Annotated in this window: 21 protein-coding genes; 16 read left to right on the top strand and 5 right to left on the bottom strand. The window is 45.2% G+C overall.

Annotation, left to right across the window (positions count from 1 at the left end; all coding sequences use genetic code 11):
• Window positions 1-352: 352 nt before the first annotated feature.
• The 5 genes from GCU39_RS21515 (at window position 353) to GCU39_RS21495 (ending at window position 7,634) form a co-directional block, all read left to right on the top strand.
• Window positions 353-1,252, top strand: a complete 900-nt coding sequence (locus GCU39_RS21515; protein ID WP_152395386.1) for a LysR family transcriptional regulator — start codon at window positions 353-355, stop codon at window positions 1,250-1,252.
• A complete protein-coding gene (locus tag GCU39_RS21510) occupies window positions 1,237-2,097 on the top strand; it encodes a LysR family transcriptional regulator (RefSeq protein ID WP_152395385.1) in 861 nt (286 codons plus the stop codon). The genes GCU39_RS21515 and GCU39_RS21510 overlap by 16 nt, the downstream gene beginning before the upstream one ends.
• A 329-nt stretch (window positions 2,098-2,426) precedes the next feature.
• Window positions 2,427-4,127 carry an extracellular solute-binding protein gene (locus GCU39_RS21505; RefSeq protein ID WP_193726577.1) on the top strand — a complete coding sequence of 567 codons (1,701 nt, stop codon included), beginning with the start codon at window positions 2,427-2,429 and terminating at the stop codon, window positions 4,125-4,127.
• 35 nt (window positions 4,128-4,162) lie between these two features.
• The gene (locus GCU39_RS21500; RefSeq protein WP_152395384.1) at window positions 4,163-6,064 is read left to right on the top strand and encodes a sensor histidine kinase; all 1,902 of its coding nucleotides are present in this window, start codon (window positions 4,163-4,165) and stop codon (window positions 6,062-6,064) included.
• Window positions 6,057-7,634 (top strand): response regulator, encoded by a 1,578-nt coding sequence (locus GCU39_RS21495; RefSeq protein WP_152395383.1) that lies wholly within the window; start codon window positions 6,057-6,059, stop codon window positions 7,632-7,634. The genes GCU39_RS21500 and GCU39_RS21495 overlap by 8 nt, the downstream gene beginning before the upstream one ends.
• A 124-nt stretch (window positions 7,635-7,758) precedes the next feature.
• Here the strand turns inward: GCU39_RS21495 and GCU39_RS21490 are convergent, their stop codons facing one another.
• On the bottom strand, window positions 7,759-8,598 hold the full coding sequence (locus GCU39_RS21490; RefSeq protein ID WP_152395382.1) for an alpha/beta fold hydrolase: 840 nt from the start codon (window positions 8,596-8,598) through the stop codon (window positions 7,759-7,761).
• Between the two features lie 104 nt (window positions 8,599-8,702).
• Window positions 8,703-9,341 (bottom strand): hydrolase, encoded by a 639-nt coding sequence (locus GCU39_RS21485; RefSeq protein WP_152397372.1) that lies wholly within the window; start codon window positions 9,339-9,341, stop codon window positions 8,703-8,705.
• 287 nt (window positions 9,342-9,628) lie between these two features.
• Between GCU39_RS21485 and GCU39_RS21480 the strand changes: the two genes are divergently transcribed.
• Genes GCU39_RS21480 through GCU39_RS21470 form a run of 3 tightly spaced genes read left to right on the top strand, consistent with a single transcriptional unit; the run spans window position 9,629 to window position 11,876 of the window.
• A complete protein-coding gene (locus GCU39_RS21480; protein WP_152395381.1) occupies window positions 9,629-9,799 on the top strand; it encodes a XapX domain-containing protein in 171 nt (56 codons plus the stop codon).
• Between the two features lie 31 nt (window positions 9,800-9,830).
• Entirely contained in the window at window positions 9,831-11,657 is a 1,827-nt protein-coding gene (locus GCU39_RS21475; protein ID WP_227793658.1) for an amidohydrolase, read from the top strand.
• Between the two features lie 24 nt (window positions 11,658-11,681).
• Window positions 11,682-11,876, top strand: coding sequence for a CDGSH iron-sulfur domain-containing protein (locus GCU39_RS21470; RefSeq protein WP_152395379.1), 195 nt, complete (start codon window positions 11,682-11,684; stop codon window positions 11,874-11,876).
• Window positions 11,877-12,061: 185 nt separating this feature from the next.
• Here GCU39_RS21470 and GCU39_RS21465 read toward each other — a convergent pair whose 3' ends face one another.
• A complete protein-coding gene (locus GCU39_RS21465) occupies window positions 12,062-13,276 on the bottom strand; it encodes an MFS transporter (protein WP_152395378.1) in 1,215 nt (404 codons plus the stop codon).
• Window positions 13,273-13,698: a hypothetical protein gene (locus GCU39_RS21460; RefSeq protein ID WP_152395377.1), complete on the bottom strand. Its 426-nt coding sequence runs from the start codon at window positions 13,696-13,698 to the stop codon at window positions 13,273-13,275. The genes GCU39_RS21465 and GCU39_RS21460 overlap by 4 nt, the downstream gene beginning before the upstream one ends.
• Window positions 13,699-13,937: 239 nt before the next feature.
• On the opposite strand from GCU39_RS21460, the gene GCU39_RS21455 reads away from it, so the two are divergent.
• The 4 genes from GCU39_RS21455 to GCU39_RS21435 all read left to right on the top strand — a co-directional run bounded on the left by GCU39_RS21455 (window position 13,938) and on the right by GCU39_RS21435 (window position 17,206).
• Window positions 13,938-14,375: a Dps family protein gene (locus GCU39_RS21455; RefSeq protein ID WP_152395376.1), complete on the top strand. Its 438-nt coding sequence runs from the start codon at window positions 13,938-13,940 to the stop codon at window positions 14,373-14,375.
• 238 nt (window positions 14,376-14,613) lie between these two features.
• Window positions 14,614-15,552 (top strand): ring-cleaving dioxygenase, encoded by a 939-nt coding sequence (locus GCU39_RS21450; RefSeq protein ID WP_152397371.1) that lies wholly within the window; start codon window positions 14,614-14,616, stop codon window positions 15,550-15,552.
• 41 nt (window positions 15,553-15,593) lie between these two features.
• Window positions 15,594-16,592 (top strand): type I glyceraldehyde-3-phosphate dehydrogenase, encoded by a 999-nt coding sequence (locus GCU39_RS21445; protein WP_152395375.1) that lies wholly within the window; start codon window positions 15,594-15,596, stop codon window positions 16,590-16,592.
• A 323-nt stretch (window positions 16,593-16,915) separates the two neighbouring features.
• Complete coding sequence (locus GCU39_RS21435) at window positions 16,916-17,206, top strand: GNAT family N-acetyltransferase (protein WP_227793293.1); 291 nt, start codon at window positions 16,916-16,918, stop codon at window positions 17,204-17,206.
• Between the two features lie 244 nt (window positions 17,207-17,450).
• On the opposite strand, the gene GCU39_RS21430 is transcribed toward GCU39_RS21435, so the two are convergent.
• The gene (locus GCU39_RS21430) at window positions 17,451-17,930 is read right to left on the bottom strand and encodes a GlcG/HbpS family heme-binding protein (protein WP_152395374.1); all 480 of its coding nucleotides are present in this window, start codon (window positions 17,928-17,930) and stop codon (window positions 17,451-17,453) included.
• Between the two features lie 149 nt (window positions 17,931-18,079).
• On the opposite strand from GCU39_RS21430, the gene GCU39_RS21425 reads away from it, so the two are divergent.
• Genes GCU39_RS21425 through GCU39_RS21410 form a run of 4 tightly spaced genes read left to right on the top strand, consistent with a single transcriptional unit; the run spans window position 18,080 to window position 21,245 of the window.
• Window positions 18,080-19,066, top strand: coding sequence for an alpha/beta hydrolase (locus GCU39_RS21425; RefSeq protein WP_152395373.1), 987 nt, complete (start codon window positions 18,080-18,082; stop codon window positions 19,064-19,066).
• Between the two features lie 4 nt (window positions 19,067-19,070).
• Complete coding sequence (locus GCU39_RS21420; protein WP_152395372.1) at window positions 19,071-19,748, top strand: response regulator transcription factor; 678 nt, start codon at window positions 19,071-19,073, stop codon at window positions 19,746-19,748.
• Entirely contained in the window at window positions 19,739-20,752 is a 1,014-nt protein-coding gene (locus GCU39_RS21415; RefSeq protein ID WP_152395371.1) for a sensor histidine kinase, read from the top strand. The genes GCU39_RS21420 and GCU39_RS21415 overlap by 10 nt, the downstream gene beginning before the upstream one ends.
• Window positions 20,748-21,245: a GNAT family N-acetyltransferase gene (locus GCU39_RS21410; protein WP_152397369.1), complete on the top strand. Its 498-nt coding sequence runs from the start codon at window positions 20,748-20,750 to the stop codon at window positions 21,243-21,245. Before GCU39_RS21415 ends, GCU39_RS21410 begins: the two co-directional genes overlap by 5 nt.
• Window positions 21,246-21,311 lie beyond the last annotated feature (66 nt).

The raw sequence follows: 21,311 nt of genomic DNA, 5'->3' as shown, positions 1-21,311 counted from the left end.
AATGATTACACAGTCCAGTAATTATCACGATCACGCTCATCACCACCAGTGGATGAACACTCAGTACCAGTGGATGAACACTCAGTACGGGAAAAACCAAGAAAAGTAAAGGCTAGAAAGGCAAATTTTTTGATGAATTGCGAAATGACAACGACGAATAGCCAAGCTTCACGAACTGCTATCTCAGACGATTAGGGAAAGTAAGCAAAGGGCATAGGGGTAGGGGAATGGAGTGGTGCAGCACACCGCCGCCCTCCCTCCATCACTCCGCTTCGCTCGGTTCGGACAGACGATGAACCGGTGGAAGTTTTCACTTTCCTATTAATCTGGATTAACTAAGGGGGGATACACTGTGGAATTGCGCCAGCTTGAATATTTTATTCAAATTTGCAAATCAGGAAGCTTCACTAAAGCCAAAGAGGAATTAGGTGTGACTCAGCCTACACTGAGTCAACAAATGCGGGTTTTGGAAGATGAATATAATATTCAATTGTTCGATCGGGTAAGTAGGGGAGTGGAAGTAACGGAAGCGGGAAAAATTCTCTTGAATAAGGGCAACGCAATTATGCATCTTCTTGAGGAGGCGCGATATGAAATAAATGGCCGAAACAATAAATCGAGAGAAACAATTTCTATTGGATGTTGTCCTGCTGAACTTGAATATCTTGCTCCTTACTTTATGAGATTTCACCAAAAGTACCCGAATATATTATTAAAAATTATCGATGCAGAGGATGTCGAGAATAAAGTTTTGGAACAAAGGATAGACATTGGAATCACTGCATATCCGATTTCTGATGCTTCGGTCATTTCGACTTATTTGTACAGACAAGAAATGGCGCTATTGATTCACTCAGAACATCCTTTGGCCGAAAGATCTTCGATTCCTTTTCGATCTTTGAAGCAAATGAATTCGATCATGTTCCGAGAACAAAACAAATCATTAATTGACATGTATTGTTTCTCTTGTGGCTTTACCTTGAAGTCGATAATAGAAACGTCCTCCACTTCAGTATTGATTCATGGGGTTCGTCAAGGACTTGGAGCAGCTCTTATACCAACGTCTTTACTCGAAAGCCTATGGGACGATTCTTTGCGTATTGTCAAATTAGAAGGCCATATTCCTTGTTGGGATATATCTCTTGTATATCTTAATTCCGTTACGATGAGGCCCACTGCACGCATATTCATTCAAGAGATGGATTCATATGTAAGAGAGGTTGAGGTGAATCTTTTATGTTCAGGCAACTAGAATGTTTCATTCAAATTTGCAAAGAAGGAAGCTTTACTAAGGCTGCAGAAGTTTTAATGATTTCTCAACCTACTTTAAGTCAACAGATCCGCTTTCTAGAGGTAGAGGTTGGAACTCCTTTGTTTGAGAGAGTTGGTAGGGGGGTAAAGATTACAGCTGACGGAGAAATACTTTACGAAAAAGCTCTTTCCGTGATGAGGCTCATTGAAGAATCGAAGAAAGAAACTTACGAGTTACGCAATGCTCGGGCAAATAAACTTTCGATAGGCATTTCGCCCATGGACTTTTTTTGTTTAGTACCCCGTTTTTTGAAATTCAATGAACAGTATCCTGATATTACATTAAAATTTGTCAGTGCAGAAAATACATCACAGCAATTATTGAATAGTAGTATCGATATTGGCATTACTGACAATTATAAACCAAATAAAGAAATTCATATGCTGCACCTGTATAAAGAAGAACAAGCATTGGTCGTTTATGCGGATCATCCATGGGCAGATCGAACCTTTGTTTCTTTTCAGGAGCTAGAAGATTTAGAATCTTCCTTATTTGTTGGGGATATAAGTTTAATTGGGCATCTTCATACATTCAGCACTAAAATCGTCAAATCCTTGCAATCAAAGTTTGTGTCAGATTCCACGGCAATTCTTCTTGCTATGGTACTGCATAAGATGGGGGTAGCTATTTTGCCTACTTCTTTAATTGGAAACTTTTCTGGCCAGCAATTGAAAATGATTCGTCTCGTAAGTCCAACGCCTATTCGTGAGGTCAAGCTTATTTTTAAAAAGTATCATGACAATAATCCTTCTATTCAGAAATGTATCGATTTTTTTCTAGAATAATCACAAAAGTTGGCAGGCTACATCGTACTGATAGGGGCACTTGTTATTTGGGAAAAGCGTTTTACGATGCTGGAGATTATGAATCATAACTAGAACATCATAGCTAACAAAAGCGAGTCAAGACGGGGAAATTTCCTTGTCGTGCTCGCTTATTCGCGTTGTCGGCATAGGAAATCTGACCTACATATTATATGAGTGCGAGCTCTTTCACTTCTTTGCATTAACCTTTATACTAGGCTTCTAAACAGCGTAAGCCTACTTACGCTAGGAGGTATATCACAATAATAGGATATTAAGTTCACCACTGCACAGACAAAGGAGAATTATGAATGGGTAAAATGCGTAAATCAGTAAGGCTGTTACTAGCACTGCTGATGTGTTGGACGTTAGTAGCTTGTTCTGGGAACACTGGCACATCGAGCAATGGCACTGCTAAGGATCATACGAACTCGAACGCCAATCTCATGAAGGCAGATGCTTCTCAATCGAAGCCTTCTCCGGATGAGCCTGCCTGGAAGCTGGACACGACACCAATTACGTTTGACTGGTATATCAACTTCGATTGGTTCACCAACAAGTGGGGAGGAAACGTCGTTTCCGATTATATAACGAAGAAGACGGGCGTCAGCTTGAACTTTATCGTGCCTGCTGGCGAAGCCAGCGAGAAGCTCAACACGATGATGGCAGCAAGGTCGCTCCCTGATTTCATCACGCTAGGCTGGTATGAGGATTCCGTGATGAAGATGATCAATGGAGACATGGTGCTTCCATTGAATGAGCTAGCGGATCAGTATGATCCTTATTTCTTTAAAGTCGCAGACCCCGTGAAGCTTAGCTGGTTTACACAGGCTGACGGCAATGTATATAGCTACCCGAATGCATCTTCATCCCCTGCGGATTATCGAAAATATGGTCAGCTTTTTACGTCTAATCAGACCTTTGTTGTTCGGAAAGACATGTATGAAGCACTTGGGAAGCCGGATATGAGTACGCCGGAAGGGTTTCTCGGTGCGCTGAAGGCTGCGAAGGAGAAGTTTCCGGAAGTGGACGGCCAGCCGCTCATTCCAATCGGCCTGCATGAATTTACGGAAACCGGCAACTACTCGCTGGAATCGTATCTTCAGGATTTCCTAGCAATTCCGCAGCAGAAAAACGGCAAACTGTACGATCGTCGAAGCGATCCAACCTATCTGAAATGGCTGAAGGTGTTCCGCCAAGCGAATGAGGACGGGCTGATGCCGACAGATGTCTATATTGATGAAAAAAGATTGGAAAAGGATGAAAAAATATCACAAGGGCGCTATTTTGCCATGATGTATCAGTGGTCTGATTTTTCAGAGATTAACCAAGCGTTGTATCAGAAGGACCCGAACAAGGTGTATATCGCGATTGATGGTCCGGCGAATGATGCGCATGATACGCCAACACTTGCAGGAAATGGCGTCTCCGGTTGGACGGTGACGCTCATTTCGAAGAACGTCAAGAATAAGAAGCGGGCAATCGCCTTCCTCAGCTATTTGCTCAGCCAAGAGGGAAACAAGGATCTGTTCTTAGGAGAGAAGGGCGTTACCTACGATACGATAGACGGCAAAGATCAGTTCCTGCCAGAGGTCATGCATCTGCTCAACACCGACCGTAAAGCGTTCGATAGCAAATATGGCGGTGATTATATGTACTGGATGCTAATGGATACGAACATGAATCTAACATGGATGACGGGGATGGATGCAGAGCCTTCCAAACAAATTGCCGATTGGACGAGGGGAAAGACGATCAGTATGACCGAGTTCGAAAATCTGGATCCGGACCCGACGACGAAGGAAGGTATTGCGTTAGAAAGAAACACACGGCTCTGGGCCGAGACGCTACCGAAGCTGTTGATGGCGGGGTCGGATGCTGAATTCGATCGACTGTTCGCCGAGTTCATGAAGAGCACTACCGAGGATCCTGAGTATGAAGCCATCCTTGCTAGCCGCCAAGCAGCCTATGAACGAAATATACGGAAGCTGAAGTCGTCGCTCAATCAATAGTCCTATAGAGGAAGCAGCAGGAGGTGAAACAGGAGATGGGATACGCGGCAATCCGATGGTTATTGGGGATACGTGCATTTACGTTTAAACTTTCGCTTCAAGTCAAACTGATTCTGTCATTTGTGTTCGTTATCTTCATACCGGTTATTCTATTCTCCTGGTATACGCTCAATGAAGAGTCCGCAAAGGCGATGGAAGAATTGACGAAGAACAGCGAGAATGTGCTGGCAGTCGAGAAGATAAACATTGAGAACAACATGGAACTGATGGGATGGACCGGTCAGCTCGCGTTATCCAATCGGGAAATGAACAATTATCTGCAAATTGAACAAATTCAGGATACAGCGCGTGTTCTTCATATTAAGAATGATGTGGTCAACAACTTCCAATATTTTCTGTTCAACAATCCACGAATTGCGAATGTCCGGTTGTTCACGGACAACCATTATGTGAATGAGATTTGGCCAGTCATCCTACAGGAATCACGTATTCAGGACAAGACTTGGCATGATGAGGTGATGAAGCAGAGCGGTTCGCCCTGGTGGGAGATACAGGATAACGTCGCCCTCACCGATGCGCCATCCGAACCATCGCCGAATGAGCCCTTCATGACGTACTTGCAGGAATTCAAATATGCGGACAACAGAGCACATAACGGCATTTTAGAGATATCGATGAAGCTGTCGAATTTCTTCTCTCGAACGTTCAGTAGTGTGCAGGACATGAACTCCCAGCTGATCGTAGTTGCAAGGAACGGACAGGTATTCAGCTTGAGGGCTTCACCTGTGTTCGGGCGGCACAGCGCGGAGCAATTAATGAACAGCGTGAACCTGACGAGTAATACAGATTACGAGACGGTACAGTTCAAGGTTGATGGACAATCCTACTTGGCATTTCAGAGCTACATTCCATCGATCGACGTACATCTGGTCAATATGGTTAGTCTTGCGGACACGATTGAAGTCATTAACCATTCAAAAGTTCGTTATATTGTACTCATTTCGTTACTAGTGGTATTTCTCATATTGCTATCTTACTCGATGCAGGCGATCATTTTGCGCAGACTTAAGGCGTTAAGAGAATCGATGCAACAGATAAGAAGCGGCAACTTCAACGTCGGGCTTCCGCCGATTACCGGTACCGATGAGGTAGGAGAGCTGGGCTTTCATTACCGCGAGCTTATTTTGAAGATTAACGAGCTCATTCAAGAGCAGGCAGCCAGGCAGGCGGCAGGCAAAGAAGCCGAGCTTCGGGCGCTGAAGAACCAGATAGATTCCCACTTTCTCTACAATACGCTGGAAAACGTCAGGATGCTGGCGGAAATTGAAGGGCAGTACCTCATATCGGATATCATGATCTCGCTAGGCGGTATGATGCGGTATTCGATGGAATGGAAGCGGGATCACGTGATGCTCAGCGATGAGATTCAGCAGGTCCAGCATTATGTTTCCGTCATGAACATCCGTTATGATGGAAGGCTTGATCTCCGATTGTCGATTGCACCGGAATGCCTCAAGCAGGAATCTCTCAAAATGTCACTGCAGCCCGCAGTCGAGAATGCAATCAAGCATGGGATGAGATGCATGCATTCCAGCGACGGAGATCTTGTCATTACGATTTCTGCCGTCCGGCGTGACCAGGCTTGTATCATAGAGATCGCTGACAGCGGCTGCGGCATACCGGAAGAGACGCTGGGCTTATTGAATCGAATGCTGCGAATGGAAGAATCCGCTTACCAGGATGTCAGGCAATTATTTGTTCGCAAAGATAACCAGGACAGCAATGGAATCGGTCTGCGCAATGTGGACCAACGTTTTGTAATGAGTTATGGGGCAGAATATGGGATTCAGATCGAGAGTCAGGAAGGAAGCTATACACGCATAGTCATGACTTTGCCGTATCGGGTCATGGGAGAGGGAGTGGACATCTATGATTAGCTTGCTGATCGTCGACGACGAGAAAATCATTCGGAGAGGCTTGCAATCGGTAATTGAGAGACAGTTTCCTAATCTGTTCAGTTACCAATTTGCCGAGAATGGACAAGAAGCGTTGGAACTGCTTCGCCAGGAGCCTGTGGATATTATGTTCACGGATATCCGAATGCCAATAATGGATGGGATCGAACTGCTCGAGCAGCTGCAAGAACATCCGGTGAAACCCGAGGTTGTATTGCTGTCTGGCTATAATGACTTCGTATATGCGCAGAAAGCGATCCGCTGTGCTGTGAAGGATTATCTCATAAAGCCAGTGGTGCGGGAGGAGTTGTTTGCCGTCCTGGAGCGATTAATGCGGGACATAGGGATGAGAGGAGAGCGAGCAGACAAGGCGGGCGAAGATGCCGGCCTTTTTGCTGCCGAGTTAGTTACCCTGCATTTAACCCAGGAGGATGCTGGTGATGGATTAACACAAATCAAGCTGAAGCAGGCCGACTTAAGTTGGTTGAATGCAGGATATACGCTGGGCTTACTTACGCGACGCGGTGGAGGATCACAGTCTAGCAATACGGATGCTGTTTCTTTCAGGAATCAAATCGCTGAGCTGTTACAAGGGCATGTGGATTGGAGGCTCGCGCGTGATGGGAAAGGCGGAACGATTATGATCGCACGCGATCCGGTTATGTTCTACCAGTTGGCTGAACGGTGGAGGTTGCGTGCATTTGATTCGCAGCTGCGAATTGCGATTAGTGATTCAGTTCAAGGGATAGAGCAAATAAGGTGGGCATACAGTCAAGTGAAGCAAACCTTGAAATACGGTATTCTGCTTCCAGAACTCGATGTGCTGGACTATATCAGCATAAGCGAACGCAATGAGCGACATATTGTTCCTGTTGATTTGGTTCAACGAATATTGAATCTCATCGGAATGGGACGCGGGGATGAAATCAAACTGCTACTCGATCAAATCCTCGATGTTCGCATTATTAGCAGCTGTGAGATCGGCTATCTGGAACGTATTAGCCAGTTGCTCAACGAGGAGCTGTTCGACAAGCTGTTTCGCATCTACGGGCATAAGGTACTCGGGTTATTAAGGACGTACGCCTATGTTGGTCATATCGGAAACTTCGATCGATTTGAAGATTATTACACAGCTGTTGAGCAGCTTCTCGATCATCTGGATCGGTTCATCCAAGATCGGAGAGAGCAAGCGCCGACCGAACAAAATACGATGCAAAAAGTTCTCACCTACTTGCAGACGCATTATGCCGACGATTTGAACATGGCGGTCGTGTCCAACCATTTCTCACTCAATTATTCGTATTTCAGCCATGCCTTCCAGGAATATAACGGTGAGAGTTTCTCGAGCTATGTTCGCCGGTTAAGGTTGGACAAGGCGAAGGAACTGCTGGTGCACTCCGATTTGAAGGTGTACGAAATCAGTGATCAGGTTGGATTCGAAAATGTGAAGCATTTTACGAGAATATTCAAGGATACCGAAGGCATCACAGCGCTGGAATTCCGAAGCCAGAGAAGACTGTTTGAAACCCAAGCCTCGATATTCGAATCCTAAGTCTCGCTCCTCATCCTTTCCTAGATTAATATAAAAATGACCCACAAGCGGGTCATTTTTTTTTCAAAGTGTCCTTCTTGTGGGGCACAGTTCACACGAACTGATGATTCCCGTGACTGTACATTCATTTCGTATTAAGAAAGTGAATCAAAGCGGTATTGAATTCTTCAGGATGAGTTGCGTTCAGACCATGTGGTCCACCTTCAATTACGACGAGTTGACTGCCTGCAACAGCTTCGTGGGAGAGTTGACCACTTACCTCAAGCGGCACGATCGCATCGGAATCGCCATGGATAACAAGCAATGGGATATCAAATTTCGCCAAATCGCCACGGAAATCCGTCCGGCCGAAGGCATCAGTGCAATCCAGCGTCCCCTTAGGCGAAGCATAAGAAGCAATATCAAGGTTGTAAGCACGGAAGGACTCGCTTACCAGGTCGGTTCTATCCCCTGCTTTAAAGAAATTGTGACTGAAGCCGTCAAGGAAGGCGATACGGTCTTTTTTCAAACCGTCCTGGAAGCCCTGAATGGCGGCTTCATCTAGTCCGCCCTCCGGATGCTCGTCAGATTTATAAAAGAATGGCGGAACCGCAGCAGCCAATACGGCTTTTTCGACACGGCTTGTTCCGTATGTGCCAACGTAACGGGCAACCTCTCCGCCACCCATCGAAAATCCGACCAGTGTTACATTCTTAAGGTCTAGATGTTTAATTAGCTTGTCGAGATCCATCGCAAACGTATCATAGTCGTAACCGTTCCACGGTTGGGAGGATTGTCCGAATCCGCGGCGGTCATAGGTAATCACACGGTAACCTGCTTCGATCAGCGCTGGAACTTGACTCTCCCACGAGCGCCCGCTCAATGGCCAGCCATGGATTAAAATCACAGGTTTGCCTGCGCCAAAATCCTCAAAGTACAATTCAATGGGTTGCCCGTTTTCTGTTCCTACTGTTAATTTAGCCATGCTTATCACTTCCTTATAGAATTAGTTTTAGTATAGTACACTCACTTTAGGCATATTCCACAAACTAAGATAGTAAAAATGAAACTGTTTTGGGATGAATAGGTTTATCCCCCGTGGCCACCAAACATCGTTTGGGCATAAACAATACCCGCACCATAAGCTCCGCTGTGTTCCGTAACGATCGACATAACTGCGTCATAGGTTTCTTGACGGGCCCAATCGCGTTGGTACTCAAGCAGAACAGCCTGCCAAGTAACGGGGATTGCTCCTGCTTGTATCATGCGTTGAATGGACATGTTATGCGCCTCCGTCGTCGAACCACCAGAAGCATCCGTTACAATGTATACTTCATATCCATCTTTGATGGCTGCAATTACAGGGAAAGCAAGACAAACTTCCGTCCAAAGTGCTGCGATGATCAGCTTTTTACGGCCTGTTTTCTTCACAGCTTCTACGAAATTTTCGTCTTCCCAAGAATTCATTGTTGTACGGTCAATCGGTTTATGGTCTGGAAATACTTCTTGAATATGCGGATGAATCGGGCCTGAGAATGTTTCCGCAGCTACAGTCGTAAGAATGATGGGTGCATTGAAAACTTTGGCTGTTTTGGCCAGTCCAACCGCATTGTTAATGATGGTTTGGCGGTCTGCACTTTGAACACCAAAGAGCATTTGAGGCTGGTGGTCTACAAGAATAATTGCAGAGTTATCAGCCGTAAGTAAATCTGTCTTCCCGTTAAACATACGAAGATCCCTACCTTTTCCAGATATGATTACAACAGCCCTACTAAATTGGAAATCCTGCTGCATGTACCCAGTCTATTGAAATGTAACTGTGCGAACAATCTTCAGTTTTCTATATATTTCATAGGAAAAAACTATATATATCAAAAGTTCTATAACGTATTTGCATAAGTAATTCCTATGGCTGTTATAGAGAAAGCCTTATTGCTAGTAAAAATGTTGACTTTTAGACTTATATGGAAGGCATCTAGTAAGAACATAACAATTATAAGTGAGGAGAAATGAGTATGGGTTCTATGGTTCTAGCTCTAGCTGCAGGTATTGTAATTGGCGTTGTTTTTCAATCGCTTAAGATCCCTTCGCCAGCACCGCCTTTTTTGGGGCTGCTCGGTCTTGCCGGTATGTATTTAGGTCAGCGGTTGATACCCTGGATACAGCAATGGTTACACAACAAATAAAATAATCTAAAGGGAGAGTGGAATCGTGTCTATGAAAATGATAGATTTTGAGGCCAGTTTGGTCATTCACAATGCCAGTATTGTAACGATGGACGATTCAAATCCTACAGCAACGGCAGTTGCAATTAAGGACGGCCAATTTCTGGCTGTGGGAGATGATGCCGAAATCATGAAATATGTTGGATCATCCACTCAGGTTGTGAACGCGAACCAACGAATGTTAATACCGGGATTGAACGATTCCCATATTCATCTCATTCGAGGCGGTCTCAACTATAACCTTGAACTTCGTTGGGATGGGGTGCCATCCGTAGCGGATGCATTGCGCATGTTGAAAAAGCAGGTCGACCGTACGCCAGCTCCTCATTGGGTCCGTGTTGTAGGCGGCTGGACAGAGTTCCAATTCATTGAACGCCGGATGCCAACGCTAGATGAGATCAATCGCATTGCTCCAGACACCCCCGTTTTTATTCTCAATCTTTACCGTCAAGCTTTTCTGAACAAAGCTGCCTTGCGAGTCATTGGGTATACAAAAGATTCACCAAATCCACCGGGTGGAGAAATCCAAAGGGATAGTAAAGGCAATCCTACAGGAATGCTCATCGCTAGACCAAATGCAACGATTTTGTATTCTACCTTAGCAAAAGGGCCAACGCTTTCTTATGAGGACCAAATGAATTCAACCCGACTTTTTATGAGGGAATTGAATCGTTTTGGAGTTACAAGCGTTATTGACGCTGGTGGGGGCTTTCAGAACTATCCCGATGACTATCAAGTGTTTGCAGAACTTGATAAACGTGAAGAAATTACGGTTCGCACTGCGTATAATTTATTCACGCAGCATCCCAAGAATGAATTGAGTGATTTTAAAACATGGACCGCTTCATCGCAGCCGTACACGGGCAGTACTTACTATCGTCATAACGGTGCCGGTGAAATGCTTGTTTATAGCGCGGCAGACTTTGAAGATTTTGTAGAGCCTCGTCCCGAACTCCCTGCTGTACTTGAAGATGAACTGTTTGATGTTTCTCGGCACCTCGTTGAACAACGCTGGCCATTTCGTCTTCATGCAACCTATGGAGAGTCTATTACACGCTTCCTTGATGTATTTGAGCGTGTGAATAAAGAGGTGCCATTCAAAGACTTGCGCTGGATTCTGGATCATGCCGAAACAATCCAGGAGAAGGATTTGGAGCGAGTTGTGGCATTAGGCGGTTCGATCGCCGTTCAGAGCCGAATGGCTTTTCAAGGTGAGTATTTCGTCGAAAGATATGGGGCCAAAGCAGCGGAAAATGCTCCTCCGATAACCAAGATGATTAAGTCTGGATTACGTGTCGGCGTAGGGACAGATGCGACAAGAGTAGCCAGTTATAATCCGTGGGTTGCCTTATACTGGTTAGTGACGGGCAAGACATTAGGTGGGTTAAGCCTGTACCCTGATTCTAATCGTGTAGAGAGGCATGAAGCGCTTCGCATGTATACGTCGGGGAATGCATGGTTTTCCAAAGAAGAAGATGTAAAAGGGCAAATCAAAGAGGGGCAATATGCTGATTTTTCAATTCTTTCCGATAATTTCTTTCATGTCTCCGAAGAAGCAATTAAAAAAATTGAATCTGTCTTCACTGTTGTAGGGGGCAAGATTGTCTACGGTACTAACGAATTTGAGTCTTTGTCGCCTCCAGCTCCAAAAGCTAGTCCAGACTGGTCTCCACATAATTTCTTTGGAGGCTATTACAAGGGGCTGGAATATGGGGGTGGTGGATCAAGTGCCCATATACCTAAACAGGCCCATCTTCATCATAAGTGTAACCATCATCATGGCAGCGGTTTCTGTGACTTGGATTGCTTTGTCTTCTAAATATCATGAAAGAGGTGGATTATCTTGTCCGATGTAACAATTAAAGTCAATGATAATGGACCGTTAAGAATAACAGGTAAAGTAGAAATGGTTGATGCGCTCGGTAACCGTTTCGAGACAAAGGAGAGCTTTATTCTTTGTCGGTGTGGATTATCAAGTCAAAAGCCTTTCTGTGATTTGACTCACAAAGGTAAATTTGAAAGTGCACCGCGTGCTTGATTGAAGGAAAGCAGAACCATCAAGGTTTGATCCATATGAGGCTGTTCTTGTTCAATCATAAGTATAGGCGATCTAGGTATGTGAAATGCTCCCCTTACGGTAGACAGGTAAAATAAGAAATCCTGTTACTGTAAGGGGAGCATTTTCGTTGTTGCATTCGACTCTTAATGATGCTTAACCTTATTTTAATTATGCTGATTGGTAGTGGTAATGGTTTCTTTCCCCTCTAAGCGAATAAAGAATGGGACAACCGTACTTAACAGCAGTAATCCGGCTAACACCTCGAAAGTGAACCTATGACCTTGGGTGTCGATTAAATAAATGGAAATGATAGGGCCAAGCGAAGCTCCAATGAAAAGCATAAACATATGGAAAGAAAGAGCGCTAGCTCTTAACTCTCCAGCTAAAGTGCCTATTAATGATAACAAGGCGGGAAGGGCCATAGCTATGCCAGCAGTAAAAATAATACTCGTCAAGATTAAAAATGTAAGGTTCCCCCAAATGCCAATCAAACCTAGACCAATACCGGCCATAATCAAACCACACCATAGAACATTTTTAACACCAAACTTAGTAACGAGCCTTCCATCAAATGGAGAAATGAACATACCGATGATACCGGCTGCACGAACCCATAGGATTTCCTGGTGACTCAGTTCAAAGAGAGCGCTGCTTAGATAACTTCCAAGCGTGGAGAAGAAACCGACGAGTGAAATAAAGAGAGTTGAGGAAATGATGTAACAGATAGGCAAACTTTTTTTCTTAAAAATACCACCAATGCGCTTTAAAGGAGAAAAAAAATTGCCCTCCGGCTTCTGTATTATATCTGTGGGTATACATACTGTAATCAAAAAAAGCGAAACCAAATAAACAATGCCAAGAATAGTAAATACATATTTCCAGCTTAGTACCAATACAACGGTGCTGCTATAGATCTGTCCCACGATACTGGCCATTAAAAAGGCGGTGCTTATAAACCCAATGATCGTTACCCTTTTATTCGTTGGGAACATCTCCATAGCGTAGGCTAACACTGAAGACGGAAACATGGATGCTGCCAATCCCTGTATAACCCTTAGAACAATAAGCCATTGAAACTCATGAACGGTTCCTATAAAAGGGGTTGATGCCGTGAGTAAGCATAACCCGGAGATCATCATTTTTTTTCGCCCATAGCGATCAGAAAGCCCCCCGAACAGGAGTCCTCCACCGGCAAAAGCAAAGGAAAAGGCGCTTCCTGCCCAAGTCGCTTGGGAAGATGAGACCTGGAATACGTCCTCAAATATGGTGAACAGAGGGATCGTTAAATATAGGGAAGAGACGACAATTAATGAGCACCAGAATAGAATAAGGGTCGTAAGATTATAACGCGGTGCAATTGGCTTTACGGGGTTAATCAAAAGCTCCCCCCCTTTTTTTCAGCATACGTTTCTTTTTTTACAGTTATATGGGTTTCCTTAACATTTAAAAATACGTTGACAGCAAAAACAAGAATTCCACTTCCGGCAACGGATTCACCTATACGTTTTATAGTCGGTAACCATTCCTGATCATAACCGTTTGCCATAAATGATAGCGAGATCAACATGATTGGCAAGCCTGTGCCCTGCAACCAGAAGTGCCATTTAGCTAGTTGGGACTCTGCGGCTTTTGGAAAACGCAGATAAGTAAATCCGCAAAGGGCCAAAGTTGCCCATCCGAAAAGATTGGTGTGGGAATGAACACTAAACAATGCAAAGTTCAGTGTTGCACCCATGTAGATTCCAATGCCAATACCGAGAATAATATAAATAACTGCCATTTTTAAAAAACGTACTCCCATTCAAACTCTCCTTTATCGTTGGTGAGATTCATGTTCCAGTCTAGGAGTTCTAAAGATAATGAATTCCAAGAACTAGATATGTAATACAATCGTATAAACGGTGGTTCGCACGATCAATATCGATCTTTCTATGTCTCATATAGCTTTTTCTTATAATTGAAAATCCGCGTATACAGGGGGTTGTTGGTGTGTTATAGTGGGTCCTGGAATTTAGTGCTAAATTAGAAAGGGGCTTTTTTATGTCTGAAAAACTTATGATAGTGTTAAACACTCAGATAGCGAACTGGAGTCTTCTGTTCACCAAACTCCATAACTATCATTGGTATGTCAAAGGTCAACAGTTCTTCACTTTACATTTAAAGTTTGAAGAACTATACACGGAGGCTGCACTTCATGTGGACAATCTTGCTGAGCGGCTACTGGCATTAGGCGGCAGCCCTGTAGCGACTTTGCATGGAATTCTTGAAACCGCAACGGTAAAAGATGCAGTAGGCAATGAAAGCGCTACGGAGATGGTTCGCACGCTTGTAGCCGATTTTGGAACTATGGTTAATGAGCTTAAAGAAGGTATGAGTATCGCTAGTCGTGAGGATGACGAGACAACCGGAGATATGCTTTTGGCCATTCATTACTCGCTCGAAAAGCATGTATGGATGTTGAAATCATTCTTAGGGTAATCCAGATCCGTTTTTTAATCTGCTATGTTAACGCAAAAAGCCGGGGAAAATCCCCGGCTTTTTGTATTGGAACCAAATGGGTTATTCGGGTCAAAGATATAGTAAATTCGCTATGTAAGTATAGAAATATTGGAATTGTTCGCTGTTGCTCTTTTCTCTATCATTTGAACCAGGAGTATGTTCAGTGATTAGCATGATCGAAAAATCTAGCAGAAGGAGTATGGGAAAGATGGGTAATATCATAAAGAAAACAGCGGGCATCCATCATATTACTTGTTTCGTGAAGGATGCGCAGAAGAATGTAGATTTTTATGCTGGAGTCCTAGGTCTTCGTCTTGTTAAAAAAACAATTAACTTTGACGCACCTGAAGTATATCATTTGTACTTCGGCAATGAAAAAGGCAGCCCTGGAACTATTATTACATTCTTCCCGCACGAATTTTCTCATAAAGGTCGCATAGGAGGAGGACAAGTAGGTACAACAACATACGCTGTACCAATAGGCGCACTTGGTTTTTGGAAAGCACGCCTTGCTGCGTTCGATATTTCCTTCACAGAAAGCACCCGTTTTTCCGAAAACTATATCGAATTTTCAGATCTTGATGGTCTTCAGTTAGAGATTGTTGAACGGGCAGACGGAGCTCCTAATACGTGGTCATTCGGAGGTATTCCGACGGATAAGGCTATCAAAGGATTTGGTGGCGCAGTGCTGTACAGCACTGCATCCGCAAAGACCATGCAGGTTCTTGAGGACGTATTGGGTCTTGAAAAAGTCGGGCAGGATAGCGGCTTTATTCGATATAAAGCAGAAGGGGATATCGGCAACCTTATTGACGTGAATGCCGAGCCAATGGAGCGCGGGATCCCCGGTTCAGGCACCGTTCACCATATCGCGTGGCGAGCCAAGGATTTTGAAGACCATGATGCATGGAGGAGCCATGTCGAAAAAAGTGGTTTTCATCCTACACCAATTATTGACCGACAGTATTTCCATGCTATCTATTTTCGTGAACAAGGCGGCATTTTGTTTGAAATTGCGACAGACCCGCCAGGTTTCGCAAATGATGAACCTGAAGAGCATCTGGGCGAGGCATTAATGCTGCCATCGTGGCTTGAAGCCAGCCGTGCTGAAATTGAAAAAAACCTTACGCCTATTCAAGTGCAGGAATTGGAGTAAATCAAGCAATGAGTAAAGACAAGATCTAACGGGAGGGTATCATGAGTAAAATCGCAATATTTGGATTTGGTCGAATCGGCCGGCAATTACTTAGAGTAGCACTTCAAGAGAAGCTCTTTATACCTTACTCTATCTCTGATATAAAAGATGAATCTATACTAGCAGCGCTTTTTGAGGTTGATACAAATTATAAACGTTGGCATGAAGAGGTCCTCAGTCGAGAGGGAGCTATCATCATTGGCGGCCGTGAAATCCGGTATATGAATTCGTCCAATGAAGTTCCTAATTGGGGAGAATTGGGTGTTGAGTTGGTGATTGACTGTACGGGACGTGCTGTAACCAGACCGGTTGCACAATTGCACTTGGATCGCGGTGCCAAGCGTGTGCTTGTCAGCGGGCCAAGTAAAAGTCTCGAAGACTGCGACGCCGTTTTGCTTAAAGGAATTAATCTCAGCAGCTTCGATCCGGAGAAGCATAAAATTATCAGTATGGCCAGCTGTACAACCAATGCGCTGGCACCCGTAGTGAAATTAGTTAAGGAAAATTACGGGATTAAGTATGGCCTGTTTTCAACGGTTCATTCTTATACCAATACACAATCCTTAACAGATCAGCCGATGAAGGACCGGCGGGATTCTTGGGCAGCAGCAGAAAATATCATCCCATCATCCTCGGGAGCAGCTAAGGCTCTCAAGTTTATTTGGAGTGATCTCCAAATTACTGGAAAAGCATACCGAATCCCGACTCGCACAGGCAGCATTGCGGAGCTTAATCTGATAACAGAGAAATCATGCTCCGTTCAAGAGATCAATGACATGTTCCGCCTTGCAGCTAATGAAGGTGAACTTCAGGGAGTTCTAAATGTATTGGAGGGTGAATGGGCTTCTTCCCGTATTGTAGGGGATCCTCATTCATCCATTATTGATCTGCCATTGACCCAAGTGCAGGGCGAGCTTTTATCAGTAGCCGCTTGGTATGATAATGAGTGGGGTTACGCATCTCGGCTAGCTGAAGTTGCTGCTTTTCTTGTTACAAAATAGTATGTTGCAGATTATGTTGCCTTTAAGGAAACTACCGTTGTATTGAGCAGAGAATCATTACGCGAACAAGCTGCCGGAGAGCTCCTGCCTATTGCACTTAAACTAAGCTTTGAAATAGGTCAATATTTATTCAGCCTGGCAAAGGGTGGCAGGGTTCTTCCGGAGGCTTTGGTAGCGGCAACTCTGTATAAGACGGGGGCACGAAACCCGGTTAGCCGTTTAGCAGGCAGCTTCTATTCCACTCTTGGAAGAGTCTTTTCTATTGAACGTCCGCAATAACTTAACTACATAAATTATTATCTAACTTAGGGGCAAGCATATAAATGGGGGGGAATATGATGCTTGAAATAAAAGAAGATGTGAACAGCTTTTATGTGGGAGAAGAGAATTGGAGGGAAGCTGAAATACATTATATTCACAGTGGAAATCATACCATTATAGTAGATCACACTATTGTTACCGATAGTCTACGCGGTCAAGGTGTAGGACAGGCGTTAGTGAAGCGATTAGTCGAGTTTGCCCGAATGAAAGGGATTAAGATTATGCCATTATGTCCTTTCGCCAGAAGTCAATTTGACCGTCATGAAGATTATGCTGATGTATATTTAAAATAAAAATTTGGGATAACGCTTCTATGATTCTATGTAAAAAAGTTGCGCAGCAAATTTGCTGATCGCGGCTTTTTTTGTGGATCATTTGAATTTGCCTGGTATGCTTCCTGCAAGCGAAGGACTTTCGCCGAGCCTACGGCATTCATGTTGCACTCCGCAACTCAGGATGTTAATCGTATTAAAAATGTATAAGACGAAACAGGAGCTGCTAATGGCAGCTCCTGTTTTCTTCCGGAGGGCACGAGAATCAGTCTCTGGCAGAAAATCCGCGCACTTGCGCAGATCCGATGCGCCCGGTCGCGACGACATCGTCCTCTCTCATGCTCTCGAATGCCTGAACGGCCGCGGCAGCCACTTCGGCATCCTGCGCGCTCGTTCCTCCACTTACGCCGATCGCTCCGACGACACGTTCTGAGCGCACAAGCGGAATGCCTCCTGGCAGAATAACGAGCCTGCCGTCGTTCGTCGTATTGATGCCGAACATCGGACCTCCCGGCTGCGCTCCTTTCGCCAGATTCTCGGTTGGCATCTGCATCGCGGCGCTCGTCCAGGCTTTATCCTGCGAGATCCGGATTCCGGCGATCCGCGCCCGATCCATGCGATGGAATGCGACGAGATTCCCGCCTGCATCGACGATGGCGATGTCACAGTTCAGCCCCATGGACCTGGCTTTTCGTTCCGCGGCCTCAATTAGCCCCTTAGCGGTCTCCAATGTCAATTCGTACATATGTCTTCAGCCCCTTCCCAATTTTCCTTTCCCCCATATACATATGTTATTTCGCCCAGAGCGTGACGGTTGGTTTCTATGCAGCATTCACTAGAAATTTATTATTCGATCGTATCCTATAAGCATGAAGTGGAAGGGAGATCGAGACGATGCAGAAATTACTTAATGTATTAAAGAAAGCCAGCATTACATTACTAGCCGTGATACTACTTGCAACCATCGCTGCTTTTATTAACAACCAGGTTCAGCTTAGCAGGGAATCGGCACTTTTGAAGGAGGAGGGCTCACTGGCTCAAGTGGACGGACAGGACATCCACGTCTATCAAGAGGGGAACGGTCAGGATACGTACGTATTCATGCCGGGTTCGGGGATTGCAGCGCCGATGTATGAACTGAGGGGGATGTATCGCAAGTTTTCACAGGAGAACAAGATTGCCGTCGTGGAGCGGGCCGGGTATGGCTACAGCGATGTGTCAGGCGATGACCGGGATATCGATAAGATCCTGGAGCAGACGAGAGAGGCCCTCATGCAGACCGGGAATAAACCGCCGTATATTTTGGTACCGCATTCGATTTCCGGCATTGAGGCGATTTATTGGGCGCAGAAGTACCCGGCGGAGGTCAAAGGCATCATCGCGCTAGATATTGGCCTGCCACAGCAGTATGTCGCTCACCCGCTCGGGTTCATAGACTCGGTCATGGTTCGGGGAACGAACCTATTAACGGCGTTAGGGTTTCATCGCTTTGCGCCTTCGATGGTGTATAATCCGGAGGTCCTTCGCCAATCTTTTCTGACGGAGCAGGAGAAGGAGAGGTACAAGGCGATATCGTACCGGCAATTTTTCAACCGGGATATGGAGCGGGAGCTGCTGCAGAGCTACAATAATAGTATGAAGTCGTTAAACTTGCCTTATCCAGCAGACACGCCGATCCTATTCTTGGACGCGATCGCGGATCAATACAAAGATTCGATCTATACGATTCAGAATCAAAAAGACTATCATGCGTTTGCAGCAAAGCTGCATTTATCGGAGGTCAAGACGCTGCGCGGGACGCACAGCATTTACCTCTATGTCCCGGATGAGATCTATCAGCTGGCGATGGTGTTTATGGAGCAAGTGAAGCAGAAAGGTTGAAGCCATGAGAGGTTATAACATATTAATGGTGGAAGACGATGTGGTCATTGGGGATATCCTGCAAAAAATATTGCAGCGCGAGGGCTACAACGTATGTTGGAAAACGAATGGAAGCGGCGTGATTCAGGTCATTCGCGAGATGGACATGGTCATTATGGACGTGATGCTGCCAGGGGAGGACGGTTACCAGCTCTCGAAGCGGATCAAACAACTCGGCTTGCAGATTCCGATTATTTTCTTATCGGCGCGAAGTGATATGGAGAGCAAGCTGCAAGGGTTAACGATCGGGGAGGACTATATGGTCAAGCCCTATGATCCGCGAGAGCTGCTGCTGCGCATGAAGAAGATGCTGGAGCAGCATTACGGCACATTCACACAAATCAACCACGTCTACATTGATGCCGAGCGTCGTAGAGTTTTCCTGACGAGCTTGCAGCACGAGGTTGATTTTACCGCGATTGAACGGAAAATCTTCTTCTACCTCTATGACAATCGAGATCGGATCTTAACGAAAGACCAATTCCTGGATTACCTATGGCAGCTGGAGGACCGAAATCCGAATATCGTGAATGTGCATATCAAAAAAATACGAGCCAAGATTAAAGACAACGAAGGCATCATGATTCAGAATCTATACGGGGAAGGGTATCGGCTCAATACCTACAACAAGAAATGCAACTAAAAAAGAAATATCAGCTGCTCTTATTCGCCGCGATTATTAGTGTACCCTTGCTGCTGCTCGGGATTGGCGTCTTGATGAGCGTGATTTACAATGCGGTGTTTAAGCCGCACAATGATCACATTCCTTTCCATGCTTCGTTCGCGTATCCGGTCATGTTGGTCGTATTTGTGCTGTCCCTGGTGCTGTTGGCCGTTCTATTCTCGAGATCGATCCGCTCGTTGTTGAACAAAATCAATCTATTGAACCGGACGATCCGCAATTTGGCCAGTCATGATAAGATCCCAAGCAAAATCGAGGTGCACAGCGATGATGAGATGGGAGAGCTCATCCGGTCGGTGAACTTGTTAATTGAGCGAACGACCTATCGTGAATTGGAATTGAAACAGCAGGAAGACATGCAGAAGGAATTGCTTCATAAATTAAGGCATGACATCAATACGCCATTAACGGCGGTTCGCTTGCAGCTGTTCGATCTGGAATGCCAAACGGAAACGCAGAGTCCTATCTTCGAATCGTTATATCAACAAATTCAATATATTGCGGATCTGACCAAGGAAATCCATCTCCAGTCTGCGGATCATTTCGAGAGCTCCTATATTCTGAACGAAGACGTGAATATTCGTGACCTTCTGGAGACCATGGTACAGAAATGGGGATATCTATATAGCATGCATGAGATGGAGATTCGCTTCCGGCCCGTTGATGAAGCATTGGTCTGGAGCTGCAATGCGTTGTGGGTACAGCGGCTCTTCGATAACATCTTGCAGAATGCACTCCGGCATGCCAAGGCCACGAGTCTTGAGGTGACGATTGCGCATGGCGTGGTGGAGATCCGCGACGATGGGATTGGCTTTGATGAGAACCAACGTGGAGAAGGCCTGGGGCTAAAAATCATCGCGGAAGTTGCCCGCATGCTCCAGATCGAATATACGCTGCAATCGAATGAACAAGGGACGTTATTTCGTCTATACCAACACAACATGGAGTTGAAGAGTGATGATTGAACTTAGAACCTATGTGGACTCTGATCTAGAGACGATCGCAAATCTATTTTATGACACGGTTCATACCGTCAATGCGAGAGATTATACACCCAAACAGCTTGATGCATGGGCTTCGCCCGATGACCATGAGACGAGAATGGCTGCGTGGAGTCAATCGCTGCGCCGTCATATCACCTATGTTGCCGTGATCCAGGGGTGTATCGTTGGATTCGCTGATCTGACGCCGGAGGGACATCTCGACCGCCTATACGTCCACAAGGATGCGCAAGGGCAGGGCGTGGCATCGACTCTTGTCCATAGACTAGAAGAGGAAGCGATACGTCTGAAGCTGAGCGAAATCGATACGGACGCGAGCATCACGGCAAAACCGTTCTTCGAGCGGATGGGGTATACGATTGTCCAATCTCAGACCGTGGAGCGAAAGGGTGTTCAGCTCGTGAACTACAAAATGCGTAAAAGCTTGCAATCTTCGCTTGGCGAATCGCAGGTTTGATGAAGTACGTTGACTGACGCTTTGACGGTCAGTTCTTTTTTTGTGCAGATGAAGGACATATGTCCT

Source organism: Paenibacillus guangzhouensis (assembly GCF_009363075.1).
Taxonomy (GTDB): domain Bacteria; phylum Bacillota; class Bacilli; order Paenibacillales; family Paenibacillaceae; genus Paenibacillus_K; species Paenibacillus_K guangzhouensis.
This window is presented reverse-complemented; position numbering and strand designations above follow the sequence as displayed.

Coding starts and splice junctions, on each gene's coding strand:
- GCU39_RS21475 (WP_227793658.1), top strand. CDS start 9,831: ATGAAAATGATAGATTTTGAGGCCAGTTTGGTCATTCACAATGCCAGT.
- GCU39_RS21415 (WP_152395371.1), top strand. CDS start 19,739: ATGCAACTAAAAAAGAAATATCAGCTGCTCTTATTCGCCGCGATTATT.
- GCU39_RS21460 (WP_152395377.1), bottom strand. CDS start 13,698: ATGGGAGTACGTTTTTTAAAAATGGCAGTTATTTATATTATTCTCGGT.
- GCU39_RS21435 (WP_227793293.1), top strand. CDS start 16,916: ATGGGGGGGAATATGATGCTTGAAATAAAAGAAGATGTGAACAGCTTT.
- GCU39_RS21480 (WP_152395381.1), top strand. CDS start 9,629: ATGGGTTCTATGGTTCTAGCTCTAGCTGCAGGTATTGTAATTGGCGTT.
- GCU39_RS21490 (WP_152395382.1), bottom strand. CDS start 8,598: ATGGCTAAATTAACAGTAGGAACAGAAAACGGGCAACCCATTGAATTG.
- GCU39_RS21445 (WP_152395375.1), top strand. CDS start 15,594: ATGAGTAAAATCGCAATATTTGGATTTGGTCGAATCGGCCGGCAATTA.
- GCU39_RS21495 (WP_152395383.1), top strand. CDS start 6,057: ATGATTAGCTTGCTGATCGTCGACGACGAGAAAATCATTCGGAGAGGC.
- GCU39_RS21505 (WP_193726577.1), top strand. CDS start 2,427: ATGGGTAAAATGCGTAAATCAGTAAGGCTGTTACTAGCACTGCTGATG.
- GCU39_RS21430 (WP_152395374.1), bottom strand. CDS start 17,930: ATGTACGAATTGACATTGGAGACCGCTAAGGGGCTAATTGAGGCCGCG.
- GCU39_RS21455 (WP_152395376.1), top strand. CDS start 13,938: ATGTCTGAAAAACTTATGATAGTGTTAAACACTCAGATAGCGAACTGG.
- GCU39_RS21420 (WP_152395372.1), top strand. CDS start 19,071: ATGAGAGGTTATAACATATTAATGGTGGAAGACGATGTGGTCATTGGG.
- GCU39_RS21485 (WP_152397372.1), bottom strand. CDS start 9,341: ATGTTTAACGGGAAGACAGATTTACTTACGGCTGATAACTCTGCAATT.
- GCU39_RS21510 (WP_152395385.1), top strand. CDS start 1,237: ATGTTCAGGCAACTAGAATGTTTCATTCAAATTTGCAAAGAAGGAAGC.
- GCU39_RS21500 (WP_152395384.1), top strand. CDS start 4,163: ATGGGATACGCGGCAATCCGATGGTTATTGGGGATACGTGCATTTACG.
- GCU39_RS21425 (WP_152395373.1), top strand. CDS start 18,080: ATGCAGAAATTACTTAATGTATTAAAGAAAGCCAGCATTACATTACTA.